Origin of the sequence: Bacillus sp. FSL R10-2201, from assembly GCF_038008665.1 — a bacterium.
Taxonomy (GTDB): Bacteria; Bacillota; Bacilli; order Bacillales; family Bacillaceae_G; genus Bacillus_A; species Bacillus_A mycoides.
The window spans coordinates 699,429-711,897 of the sequence record NZ_JBBOZP010000001.1; the positions used below are offsets into that span (position 1 = coordinate 699,429).

At 35.0% G+C, this 12,469-nt stretch carries 11 protein-coding genes; 9 read left to right on the top strand and 2 right to left on the bottom strand.

From position 1 onward, the window contains the following. The first annotated feature begins 119 nt into the window (after nt 1-119). The 3 genes from inhA2 (at nt 120) to NSQ69_RS03495 (ending at nt 3,519) form a co-directional block, all read left to right on the top strand. Nucleotides 120-2,513: a M6 family metalloprotease immune inhibitor InhA2 gene (inhA2, locus tag NSQ69_RS03485; protein ID WP_002125257.1), complete on the top strand. Its 2,394-nt coding sequence runs from the start codon at nt 120-122 to the stop codon at nt 2,511-2,513. Between the two features lie 318 nt (nt 2,514-2,831). After that, nucleotides 2,832-3,173 carry a hypothetical protein gene (locus NSQ69_RS03490; protein ID WP_002125258.1) on the top strand — a complete coding sequence of 114 codons (342 nt, stop codon included), beginning with the start codon at nt 2,832-2,834 and terminating at the stop codon, nt 3,171-3,173. A 16-nt stretch (nt 3,174-3,189) separates the two neighbouring features. Continuing rightward, complete coding sequence (locus NSQ69_RS03495) at nt 3,190-3,519, top strand: hypothetical protein (protein ID WP_033733756.1); 330 nt, start codon at nt 3,190-3,192, stop codon at nt 3,517-3,519. A gap of 18 nt (nt 3,520-3,537) precedes the next feature. Here NSQ69_RS03495 and NSQ69_RS03500 read toward each other — a convergent pair whose 3' ends face one another. Beyond that, nucleotides 3,538-4,692 (bottom strand): MFS transporter, encoded by a 1,155-nt coding sequence (locus NSQ69_RS03500; RefSeq protein WP_002125260.1) that lies wholly within the window; start codon nt 4,690-4,692, stop codon nt 3,538-3,540. A gap of 226 nt (nt 4,693-4,918) precedes the next feature. Between NSQ69_RS03500 and bdhA the strand changes: the two genes are divergently transcribed. From bdhA to NSQ69_RS03530, 6 genes are all read left to right on the top strand, one after another. Continuing rightward, nucleotides 4,919-5,971, top strand: coding sequence for a (R,R)-butanediol dehydrogenase (gene bdhA / locus NSQ69_RS03505; RefSeq protein ID WP_000645834.1), 1,053 nt, complete (start codon nt 4,919-4,921; stop codon nt 5,969-5,971). 118 nt (nt 5,972-6,089) lie between these two features. After that, entirely contained in the window at nt 6,090-6,434 is a 345-nt protein-coding gene (locus NSQ69_RS03510) for a potassium channel family protein (protein WP_000948238.1), read from the top strand. Between the two features lie 264 nt (nt 6,435-6,698). Further along, entirely contained in the window at nt 6,699-7,550 is an 852-nt protein-coding gene (cerA, locus tag NSQ69_RS03515) for a phospholipase CerA (RefSeq protein WP_002029789.1), read from the top strand. Between the two features lie 76 nt (nt 7,551-7,626). After that, a complete protein-coding gene (gene sph, locus NSQ69_RS03520) occupies nt 7,627-8,628 on the top strand; it encodes a sphingomyelinase C (RefSeq protein ID WP_002125262.1) in 1,002 nt (333 codons plus the stop codon). 113 nt (nt 8,629-8,741) lie between these two features. Further along, nucleotides 8,742-9,914 carry an amino acid deaminase/aldolase gene (locus tag NSQ69_RS03525; protein ID WP_002125264.1) on the top strand — a complete coding sequence of 391 codons (1,173 nt, stop codon included), beginning with the start codon at nt 8,742-8,744 and terminating at the stop codon, nt 9,912-9,914. Beyond that, complete coding sequence (locus tag NSQ69_RS03530; RefSeq protein WP_341098935.1) at nt 9,902-11,215, top strand: D-arabinono-1,4-lactone oxidase; 1,314 nt, start codon at nt 9,902-9,904, stop codon at nt 11,213-11,215. The genes NSQ69_RS03525 and NSQ69_RS03530 overlap by 13 nt, the downstream gene beginning before the upstream one ends. A 4-nt stretch (nt 11,216-11,219) precedes the next feature. Here the strand turns inward: NSQ69_RS03530 and NSQ69_RS03535 are convergent, their stop codons facing one another. Further along, nucleotides 11,220-12,374, bottom strand: coding sequence for a VanZ family protein (locus NSQ69_RS03535; RefSeq protein WP_002125268.1), 1,155 nt, complete (start codon nt 12,372-12,374; stop codon nt 11,220-11,222). Nucleotides 12,375-12,469: the final 95 nt, after the last annotated feature.

Below are 12,469 nucleotides of genomic sequence, written 5' to 3' on the forward strand. Positions count from 1 at the left end.
GGACATGATTCTATAACAGAAAGCTTATTGCTTATAGAATCATGTCTTTTATTATACAAGGGAGGATAGATTACGTATTTTTATCTGAAGTTTAAGATTGATACAAGGGGATGAGTAAGATGAGAAAAAAAGCGCCATTTAAAGTGTTGTCATCGTTAACGATCGCGACAATCATCGGATGCTCAGCTGTAATGAGTGCTCCGTTAGCATACGCAGAAACGCCAGCAAAAGAAAGTGTGTCTACAACACCAATTGATTACAATTTAATTCAAGAAGATCGTTTAGCGGAAGCACTGAAGGAAAGAGGAACAATTAATCCAGCATCTTCTAAAGAAGAGACGAAAAAGGCTGTAGAGAAATATATTGAAAAGAAACAAGGGGATCAGGCAAATAAAGAAATTCTTCCAGCGGATACTGCTAAAGAGGCATCTGATTTTGTGAAAAAAGTAAAAGAGAAAAAAATGGAAGAAAAGGAGAAAGTAAAGAAACCTGAAAAAAATGTTAGCCCTGAGCAAAAACCGGAACCAAATAAAAATCAATTGAATGGGCAAGTTCCAACTTCTAAAGCAAAGCAAGCGCCATATAATGGACCGGTTCGAAATGATAAAGTATTAGTATTACTCGTTGAATTTAGTGATTATAAACATAATAATATTGATCAAACGCCAGGGTATATGTATTCGAAAGACTTTAGTAGAGAGCATTATCAAAAAATGTTATTTGGTAATGAGCCGTACAAGCTATTTGATGGTTCGAAAGTAAAAACGTTTAAACAATATTATGAAGAGCAGTCTGGCGGTAGTTATACGACGGATGGATATGTAACCGAATGGCTAACTGTGCCAGGGAAAGCGTCTGACTACGGTGCTGATGGTAGTAGTGGTCACGATAATAAAGGACCAAAAGGCGCACGTGATTTAGTGAAAGAAGCTTTACATGCAGCTGCTGAGAAAGGGTTAGATTTATCTCAATTTGATCAATTTGATAGATATGATACAAATGGTGATGGAAATCCAAATGAACCTGATGGTGTAATTGATCATTTAATGGTAATCCATGCTGGTGTTGGTCAAGAAGCTGGTGGCGGTAAATTAGGTGATGATGCAATTTGGTCACATCGTTCAAAATTAGCAATAGATCCAGTAGCGATTGAAGGTACAAAATCAAATGTAGATTACTTTGGTGGAAAAGTAGCAGCGCATGATTACACAATTGAACCAGAAGATGGAGCAGTAGGTGTATTTGCGCATGAATTTGGACATGACCTTGGTTTACCGGATGAATATGACACGAAATATACTGGAACTGGTTCACCTGTTGAAGCGTGGTCATTAATGAGTGGAGGTAGCTGGACAGGAAAAATCGCAGGAACAGAGCCAACTAGTTTCTCACCACAAAATAAAGATTTCTTACAAAAAAATATGGGTGGTAACTGGGCAAAAATTTTAGAAGTAGATTACGATAAAATTAAGCGTGGTGTAGGAGTTCCTACATATATTGATCAAAGTGTTACGAAATCCAATCGTCCAGGCGTTGTACGTGTTAACTTACCAGGTAAAAGTGTTGAAACAATTAAACCGGAGTTTGGAAAGCATGCATATTATAGTACAAGAGGAGATGATATGCATACAACATTAGAAACACCATTCTTTGATTTAACAAAAGGAACAAATGCAAAATTCGATTATAAAGCAAATTATGAGTTAGAAGCAGAGTGTGATTTCATCGAAGTACATGCTGTAACAGAAGATGGAACGAAGACGTTAATTGATAGAGTTGGAGAAAAAGTAGTACAAGGAGATAAAGACACGACAGATGGAAAATGGATTGATAAATCATACGATTTAAGTCAATTTAAAGGGAAGAAAGTGAAACTACAATTCGACTATATTACAGATCCAGCTTTAACATATAAAGGTTTCGCGATGGATAATGTAAATGTAACAGTTGATGGACAAGTAGTATTTTCTGATGATGCAGAAGGAACATCTAAAATGCAGTTAAATGGATTCGTTGTTTCTGATGGGACAGAGAAGAAACAACATTATTATTATTTAGAGTGGAGAAACTATGCTGGATCAGATAATGGATTAAAAGCAGGAAAAGGTCCGGTGTATAATACTGGTCTTGTCGTTTGGTATGCAGATGATAGTTTCAAAGATAACTGGGTTGGGGTACATCCAGGTGAAGGCTTCCTTGGTGTTGTAGACTCTCATCCAGAAGCGTTTGTTGGGAATTTAAACGGGAAACCAGCGTATGGTAATACAGGCATGCAAATTGCAGACGCTGCCTTTTCATTTGATCAAACACCCGCATGGAGTGCAAATTCATTAACACGTGGACAGTTTAACTATTCTGGATTACAAGGTGTTACAACTTTTGATGATTCAAAAGTATATAGTAACAAACAAATTGCAGACGCGGGAAGAAAAGTTCCAAACCTTGGACTTAAATTCCAAGTTGTTGGACAGGCAGAGGATAAATCGGCAGGCGCTGTTTGGATTAAACGTTAATAACATAAAAGCACATTCTTCATATGAAGAGTGTGCTTTTTAATTTGTACATTAAGTTATTATTTTAGCTTATGTAATACAATTGTCTGTTCATATGTAGTGTATCAAATTATGTGGGTAAAGGAAATATTTCCGAGGAAATTGTCGAAGTATCGTCGGTATTTATACACTTTCTTTGTAGAAGAAGAAATGTAGTATTGCCTTTACAGTTTAATTTATTTACATTGTTATTTGGCTATACACAAAAGTGATATATTCGGCAATCAAAGAGCTCTATTCGATAGGGCTCTTTTTTATGGATAGAAAGGAGTGAACTAAATGAAAGAAATAATTGAATGTCCACAGTGTGAAGGGAATATTACTGCACAACATATTATTGATCTCCCGCATCCTTTTTCATTCAGGTGTCCACACTGTAAGGTGAAATTAAAAGAAATGAGGATCACACCATGTTTAATATTAGCGGCAATTTGTATAATTCCACTGTTTATTATGATTGGAGAGAGTATTAAGGAATTACTAGTAAAATATTTTTCTATTATAGATGATGTACCAACTGTACTTATTTTCTTCTTATTTTGTTATCCGTTGTATTATCTTTATGAAAAATATAATGCCATATTGTTTATTAAATACGGCTTGTTGAAAGTCAAAAGTTGAATAGGAGCTTATCATTATGTTGTGGAAAGTTTATTTAGTAATTATAGCGATATTAACTATAACTTCGCTAGTAAGAGGCATGTTTCAAACACTAATTCAAAAGTTTGATTTTGTGGTGACTATAATCACGTGGATTGGGCTATTTGGTTTTGTCTTTGATGTAGAGATAGTAACCCCACTCGTTTGGAAATGCATCTTCCTGTTTAGTGTTATTTGGACTTTGAGTGCCGTTTTTGTTTTACGTTTATATGAAGAGAAGGATGAACCGCTACCTTTTATATTCAAATTAATTGGTATTATCCCAACGCTGCCATTATATTACGGATTATATCAATATGCATTTTAAAAAAAGACAATGATGGAATTAACCCATCATTGTCTTTTTTACTTTGCTTCTTACAAAAATCATTCCAGCAAATGTTAACAAGAATGCAGTTCCGATAACGAAGCTGACGCTAGGCGATGCCCCGATTGCTCCGACTGTAAAGGAGCCAGCAACAACTCCTAATGAGAAGAAAGCATAAAACAATCCGAATGCTTTTCCGCGCTTATCATCTGTCGTATTTTCAACAAGTAATGCATTTATCGATGGGAAAAGGATAGCGAATCCAATGCCATAAATCATCATAACGATAAAGAGCATACCTTTTGTTGCGAATAATCCAAGTAAAGATAACGCGAATGCCATTACTGCAATCCCAATTAGCATGAGTTTTGAACGATTAAATCGATCGTAAATACGGTTTGTTGGTAGCAAGAAGAAGAGGATAGCGGTAATTCCGAATACACTTAACATCATGCCTGTTGTAGATGCTTTAAGCGCTAATGCCTCAACTTTCACTGGTAGCATATAAGTGACAATTCCTTGTGAGAACATTAGTGTGAAAGCACCAATATATGCTTGCAATAACGGTTCTGATTTCAATAGTTCAATCATATCTTCTTTGTTCATCATTTGTGTTCTTGAGGTATCTTTTCTTGATACGTTATTTGGTAAGAAGAATAGAGATACGATTGTACCAAGGACCATTAAAATAGAAATGGTGATGAACACCCACTCTATACCAGCAGTTGCTTTCATAATTCCACTGAAAGCCGGTCCTACAATTGCCGCTGTTCCAACAGCAGCACCAGATAGAGCCATTGCCTTACCTTGTCTTGCTGAATTTGTTTGTTTTGATAAAAACGTAAAGGCAGCAGGAATTAAAAATCCGTCACTAAAGCCGTGCATAAAGCGCACAACTAATAGTTGTTCACCACTTTGAACAACGGTGTATAACAAGACTATGAAACTCGTAAGTCCCATGCTTATATAAAGTATTTTTTTTGCACCAAATTTATCGACAGCAGCGCCAGCAATAATATTACCGATCATATTAGCGAATGAGTACATACCGACAACTAGCCCAATAATAAGAGGAGATCCTCCAAGACTTTGAGCGAACGTACTCATAATAGGTAATTGTGAAAATGTATCTAAAAACGCTACGATAACAATAAAGTAAATAAAATATTTCAAGCGATATTCACCTCTCCTATGCTATTATGGCATAATGCTAATTTCAACCGCAATGAAATTAGCATTAACAGATGTGGAAAAAAGTACAAAGTGACAAAATATTGAACGTTATTTGTTAAAATTTAGTGGAATTGAGATTGTTTTTTTGAAATATATGGATAGAAGTATTATAATAGATTGGTAAACTTCACCAGGTTAAGTATATACGTAGAGAGGGATGTATAAAATGAAAGCATTACTTTGGCATAATCAACGCGATGTACGAGTAGAAGAAGTACCAGAACCAACTGTAAGACCAGGAGCAGTTAAGATTAAAGTGAAATGGTGTGGTATCTGCGGAACAGACTTGCATGAATATTTAGCAGGACCTATTTTTATTCCAACAGAAGAGCACCCATTAACACACGTAAAAGCACCGGTTATTTTAGGTCATGAGTTTAGTGGTGAGGTAGTTGAAATCGGTGAAGGCGTTACTTCTCATAAAGTGGGAGATCGCGTCGTTGTAGAACCAATTTATTCTTGTGGTAAATGTGAAGCTTGTAAACATGGACATTACAATGTTTGTGAACAACTTGTTTTCCACGGTCTTGGCGGAGAAGGCGGCGGTTTCTCTGAATATACAGTAGTACCAGAAGATATGGTCCACCATATTCCTGATGAAATGACGTATGAACAAGGTGCACTTGTAGAACCAGCAGCGGTAGCAGTTCATGCAGTACGTCAAAGTAAATTAAAAGAAGGGGAAGCTGTAGCAGTATTTGGTTGTGGTCCAATTGGACTTCTTGTCATTCAAGCAGCTAAAGCAGCAGGAGCAACTCCTGTTATTGCAGTAGAACTTTCTAAAGAACGTCAAGAGTTAGCAAAATTAGCAGGTGCGGATTATGTATTAAATCCAGCTACTCAAGATGTACTAGCAGAAATTCGTAACTTAACAAATGGTTTAGGTGTAAATGTGAGCTTTGAAGTAACAGGTGTCGAAGTAGTACTTCGTCAAGCGATTGAAAGTACAAGCTTTGAAGGACAAACTGTAATTGTTAGTGTGTGGGAAAAAGATGCGACAATTACGCCAAACAATCTTGTACTAAAAGAAAAAGAAGTTATCGGTATTCTTGGATACCGTCATATCTTCCCAGCTGTTATTAAATTAATTAGCTCTGGCCAAATTCAAGCAGAGAAATTAATTACGAAAAAAATCACAGTAGATCAAGTTGTTGAAGAAGGATTTGAAGCACTTGTAAAAGATAAAACACAAGTGAAAATTCTTGTTTCACCTAAATAATAGAGAATAGTAAAAAGTAGCCCTTTTCTAGAAATAGAAGAGGGCTACTTTTTTTCTATACAGAAAGGTGATAGACTTTCCTTTAACTACAGGTATTTTGTTTGGAAGGGGAAGTCTAATGCTTTCATTTATGTTGACATTGAAACGGATGCTAAAAGCTTGTTTACGAGCGTGGAAAGATAAAGAATTTCAAGTATTATTCGTATTAACATTTTTAACATTAACATCTGGTACGATTTTTTATAGTACAGTTGAAGGATTACGTCCTCTTGACGCTCTATATTTTAGTGTGGTTACGTTGACGACTGTCGGTGATGGGAATTTTAGTCCGCAAACTGATTTCGGAAAGGTATTTACAATCTTATACATATTTATTGGGATTGGATTAGTGTTTGGATTTATTCATAAATTGGCAGTTAATGTGCAACTGCCAAGTATATTATCGAAAAGAAAAAAAGAGTAAAGCGGTTAATCGCTTTACTCTTTTTTTACATTAGTTTAGACAAGTATTTGCAGTAGCTTAACAATATTTTATTACAATGTAAGTGTATTCATTCATTATATTCACTATGTATAAAGTTATAATGATATGAACATTTGCATATTTTAATTTATTGATAGAAATTTTGTGAAAGGTGGGATATTCTAGTCATAGGTTAACCGGAAGACATCGTAGGATCCTAACAAAATATGAAAAATAATTCAATTATAAAATGGAGGATTTCAGATGAAAAAGAAAGTTCTTGCTTTAGCAGCAGCTATTACATTAGTAGCTCCGTTACAAAGTGTTGCATTTGCTCATGAAAATGATGGGGGAAGTAGAATAAATATAGTTCACCGCTGGTCTGCTGAAGATAAGCATAAAGAAGGCGTAAACTCTCATTTATGGATTGTAAACCGTGCAATGGATATTATGTCTCGTAATACAACACTTGTAAAACAAGATCAAGTTGCACTATTAAATGAATGGCGTACGGAGTTAGAGAACGGTATTTATGCTGCTGACTATGAAAATCCTTATTATGATAATAGCACATTTGCTTCACACTTCTATGACCCTGACAATGGAAAAACTTATATTCCATTTGCAAAGCAGGCAAAGGAAACTGGAGCTAAATATTTCAAATTAGCAGGTGAGTCATACAAAAATAAAGATATGAAACAAGCATTCTTCTATTTGGGGTTATCTCTTCATTACTTAGGGGATGTAAATCAACCGATGCATGCGGCAAACTTTACAAATCTTTCGTATCCACAAGGGTTCCATTCTAAATATGAAAACTTTGTAGATACGATAAAAGATAATTATAAAGTAACGGATGGAAATGGATATTGGAACTGGAAAGGTACAAATCCAGAAGATTGGATTCATGGAGCGGCAGTAGCTGCGAAACAAGATTACTCTGGCATTGTAAATGATAATACGAAAGATTGGTTCGTGAAAGCAGCTGTATCACAAGAATATGCAGATAAATGGCGCGCTGAAGTTACACCAATGACAGGTACGCGATTAATGGATGCACAACGTGTTACTGCTGGATACATCCAGCTTTGGTTTGATACGTACGGAAATCGTTAAATATTTGAAAAAGGTCAAATCTCAGAATAGAGTATTTGGCCTTTTTATCACTACACAGTACATGGAGGTATGAAACGTGAAAGGTAAATTGCTAAAAGGTGTACTTAGCTTTGGGATTGGTTTAGGAGCTTTATATAGTGGATCTTCAGCTCAAGCAGAAATGTCTATAAATCAAAATAATACATTAAAAGTGATGACGCATAATGTGTACATGCTATCAACGAACTTATATCCGAACTGGGGACAAAATGAGCGTGCTGATTTAATTGGGGCAGCGGATTATATGAAAAATCAAGATGTTGTTATATTAAATGAAGTATTTGATAATAACGCTTCAAATCGCTTATTAGGAAATTTGAAGAAAGAATATCCAAATCAAACGGCAGTATTAGGTCGTAGTAACGGAAACGAATGGGATAAAACATTAGGTAACTATTCATCTTCGACCCCTGAAGATGGCGGTGTAGCTATTGTAAGTAAATGGCCAATCATTGAAAAGATTCAATATGTATTTGAAAAAGGATGTGGGCCAGATAACTTATCAAATAAAGGATTTGTATACACAAAAGTTAAGAAAAATGATCGTTTCGTTCATGTAATTGGGACACATTTACAAGCTGAAGATAATATGTGTGGACAAACTTCGCCAGCATCTGTACGTACAAAACAGCTACAAGAAATTCAAGAGTTTATTAAAAATAAAAATATACCAAATAACGAGTATGTGTTAATTGGTGGTGATATGAATGTGAATAAAATAAATGCTGAGAATAATAGTGACTCAGAGTACGCATCCATGTTCAAAACATTGCACGCTTCTATTCCATCTTATACTGGACATACTGCAACTTGGGATGCGACGACAAACAGTATTGCGAAATATAACTTCCCCGATAGCCCTGCCGAGTATTTAGATTATATTATTACAAGTAAGGACCATGCTAATCCATCGTATATAGAGAATAAGGTGTTACAGTCGAAATCGCCACAATGGACTGTTACGTCATGGCTCAAAGAATATACATATAATGATTACTCGGATCATTATCCAGTAGAGGCGACTATTTCTATGAAGTAGAGTAGCCTTGAAAAAGTTTCTTCGTAAAGAAGAAACTTTTTTTATTTGAAAACAGGAAAATCATTCTTTCTTTCCAATATGTATAAGACATATATAGAAGAGGAGAGAAAACTGTGGATAGAGGAATTTTTAAGGAAGTTCCATTACCGTGTGCATTTTTAGATGAAGTGGCTTTAGAGAGGAACATTCAATCGATTATAGAGTTAAGTGGAGATAAGAAGATTCGTATAGCGAGTAAATCATTACGCTCTGTTCCAATTATGAAAAAGATTTTGGCTGCAAATAATCGCTTTCAAGGTATTATGTGTTTTTCTCCTAGAGAAGCTTTGTTTTTAATTGAACAAGGATTTAATGATTTATTGCTCGGATATCCTGTTTATGATGAAAGAGCTTTACATGAAATTAGTTTGCTGACAAAGCAAGGGCACATTATAACTTGTATGGTGGATTGTGAAGACCATATTACTTATTTAGAAAAAATTGCTGAGAAGTCTAAAGGGTGTTTTCGCGTTTGTTTGGATATTGATATGAGTAGTCGTTTTTTGAAATTTCATTTTGGTGTAAAAAGATCCCCGGTAAAAGATGTGCAGAGCGCTTTGAAAATAGTAGAAAAGGTGAAGGACTCATCATATTTAATACTAGATGGTGTAATGGGATATGAAGCTCAAATTGCCGGGGTGGGGGATCATATACCGAATCAATGGATGAAAAGTAAAGCTGTTTCGTATTTAAAGAAGAAATCAGTGTTAGAGGTTAAAGAAAGAAGAGAACGTATCGTAAAAGAAATACAAAACCTTGGTATTGAACTAAGATTTGTAAATGGAGGAGGAACAGGAAGTATAAAAACAACTGAGCAAGATAACTCAGTTTCAGAGATTACTGTAGGATCCGCCTTTTACTCTCCTAAACTGTTTGACTATTATAAAGAAGTAAAATTTCAGCCAGCTGCCGGATTTGCTTTACCAGTTGTACGCAAACCGGCTCCTTTTATTTATACTTGCCTAGGTGGCGGATATATTGCCTCAGGTGCAGTTGGTAAAGATAAAGAGCCTGAGGTTTGGCGACCGGGTGGTGCAAAACTATTAGCTTTAGAAGGTGCTGGTGAAGTGCAAACGCCAATTTTTTATGACGGTGAGGAACGAGTAGCGATAGGAGATTCTATCTTGTTTCGTCATAGTAAAGCTGGAGAGTTATGTGAGCGTTTTCCTGTTTTGTATCTCATTAAACAAGGGGAAATCGTTGGAGAGTATTCAACATATCGGGGGGATGGACAATGCTTTCTATAAAGGGACAAAAATGGAGAAATTGGACAGGGAATGTAGAAGGAACACCGCATTATATGATGTATCCAAAAAGTATACAAGATGTAGTAGAAGTTGTGGGGCTTGCACGAAAAAAAGGAAAGAAAATTCGTGTTGTCGGTTCAGGGCATTCTTTTACACCTCTTGTGCAAACGGAAGAAATTTTAGTTTCTTTAGATGAATTGAAGGGCATTGCAAATATTGATGCAGAGAAGAAGGTTGCCGAAGTATGGGCGGGAACAAAGCTACATGATTTAGGGAAGTTACTTCAGGAAAAAGGTTATGCGCAAGAAAATTTAGGAGATATTGATTCACAATCTATTGCAGGAGCGATTAGTACGGGAACTCATGGGACGGGTGTTACATTTGGGAGTTTATCAACACAAGTTATAGAGATCACGGCAGTTTTATCAACAGGTGAGAGTATAGTTTGTTCAGAAACCGAGAACGCCGAATATTGGAAAGCATTTCAGTTGTCGCTTGGAATGCTAGGTATCATTGTAAAGATAAAATTGAAGGTTATTCCAGCGTATTCGCTTGTTTATGAAAGTGAAAAACAATCATTGTCTACTGTAATGAACAAACTAGAAGAATATAAGAAGAATCGTCATTTTGAATTTTTCGTTTTTCCTTATTCAGATGAAGTACAAGTGAAATTTACAAACGAAACAACGAGTAAAGAAAGTGATTTGAAATGGCATAAACTAAAGGTGGAGTTACTTGAAAATAGGATGTTCTCTTTATTATCTAAAGGGTGTAAATGGTTTCCTTCTATAAGTAAAGGAGTAAGCCGATTATCAGCTAAGGCTGTACCGAATACGAAAATAATTGGACCAAGCTATGAAGTGTTCGCTACATCACGTACAGTTCCATTTTATGAAATGGAGTACAGTGTCCCTTCAAAGTATATGAGGGCTGTTGTAGAAGAAATTTCAAATCTTATTGAAAAGAAAAAGTATAAGGTGCACTTCCCGATTGAATGCCGCTACGTAAGAGGTGATGATATATGGCTCAGTCCAGCATATGGAAGAGATTCAGCGTATATAGCTGTTCATATGTATAAAGGTATGAAGTATGCCGCTTATTTTGGTGAAGTGGAGAAAATTTTTTTAAAGTATGAAGGGCGCCCACATTGGGGGAAAATGCATACGTTAACGTACGAAAAATTGCAAAATATATATCCAGAATTGCATTCGTTTCTAAAAGTGAGGAAGTCACTAGATGAAACAGGAATATTTTTAAGCCCTTATACAGAAAAGTTATTTACGATTATGAAAAAAAGCTGACAAATTAGTATTTGTCAGCTTTTTTAAGTGTAATTGCATTTCTTGTATGACTAATACGCTCGTAAAATAGTAATTTATCACTGCTAAATACATGTAATAAAACATGAATAATAAATAGCCCGTTAATTACAAATTGGAATAACAGTATAACTAGTAATACTAAAGGCTCTGTATGATTTAAAATAGAGCTACTAGAAAGAATGTAATTGATTCCACCTAAAATGAAATAGAATATACCGTAACGAATGAATAATTCTTTTAGTGTAATACGCTCTGCTTGTCCTTTAATGTAAATACGAAGCAACGCTTTCCCTATTGTTCTTCCATTTGTAAAATATGGGATGATAATAAAGTAAATTAAGATTGAACATGTAATGAAAAGGAGTTCGTATACATTTGTGTAAGATTGGATATTAGAAATGAAGAAAGAATTTCCTTTGTTTTTAATGACAGGTACAACGATAGATAAGAAAATCCAATCAATTTGCATCGCGATAAGGCGACGAACGAATCCGACTGGTTTCGTTTCCAAATCAATACGACTATCTAACTCGTTTGCTTTCGGAAGGAAGTACGTAAATATTGGTGCAATGATAAAACCAATTACGCCACCTAGTGTATTTAAAAACAAATCATCGATATCAAATAAGCGATATGCACAATTATAAATACCATATAGTCCAGTCACTTGTGTTAGCTCGAAAAATAGTGAAAGACAAAAAGAAATACAAATAGTCTGTAAGAAACTACGTCGGAAATAATAACGTAAGTAAATACCAAATGGAACGGTTAATAGAACGTTAAATGCAACTTGTAAAAATGCAGATTCTTTTAATAAGTAGAAATAAGTAGCTGGTTTCGTTAAAATTGCTGATGTATGATTACCAATCTCTTGTATGAAATAAAATGGTGAGAGTTGCATGTGCTGTGTATTAGCCGGTTGTAGGCTACAAGTATCATACGTTTGTGGTAATGGCAAAATAACAAGAAAATAGGCATTTAATAAGTAGAGTAATAATGAGTATAAAATAAATGAGCGCCATTTATTTAAATAACCGTATTTTCGATAATTAAATATTAAAAAAGGAATTAAGAGAAACATTGCTAAAATAGGAAATAAAATAAATGCTGTTTTTACTGGAAATAAATATGCAGTCAAAATGAAGCTCCTTTCAATGAAAATTCGTTTATCATTATAGCGCTAAAAGGAGTTTAAAACAAAGTTAAAATATTTCGAAATAGAAAGAATTACAA

What these genes read in the sequence shown, in the direction of transcription:
- inhA2 (WP_002125257.1), top strand. Translation starts at nt 120, where the DNA reads ATGAGAAAAAAAGCGCCATTTAAAGTGTTGTCATCGTTAACGATCGCG.
- NSQ69_RS03490 (WP_002125258.1), top strand. Translation starts at nt 2,832, where the DNA reads ATGAAAGAAATAATTGAATGTCCACAGTGTGAAGGGAATATTACTGCA.
- NSQ69_RS03495 (WP_033733756.1), top strand. Translation starts at nt 3,190, where the DNA reads ATGTTGTGGAAAGTTTATTTAGTAATTATAGCGATATTAACTATAACT.
- bdhA (WP_000645834.1), top strand. Translation starts at nt 4,919, where the DNA reads ATGAAAGCATTACTTTGGCATAATCAACGCGATGTACGAGTAGAAGAA.
- NSQ69_RS03510 (WP_000948238.1), top strand. Translation starts at nt 6,090, where the DNA reads ATGCTTTCATTTATGTTGACATTGAAACGGATGCTAAAAGCTTGTTTA.
- cerA (WP_002029789.1), top strand. Translation starts at nt 6,699, where the DNA reads ATGAAAAAGAAAGTTCTTGCTTTAGCAGCAGCTATTACATTAGTAGCT.
- NSQ69_RS03530 (WP_341098935.1), top strand. Translation starts at nt 9,902, where the DNA reads ATGCTTTCTATAAAGGGACAAAAATGGAGAAATTGGACAGGGAATGTA.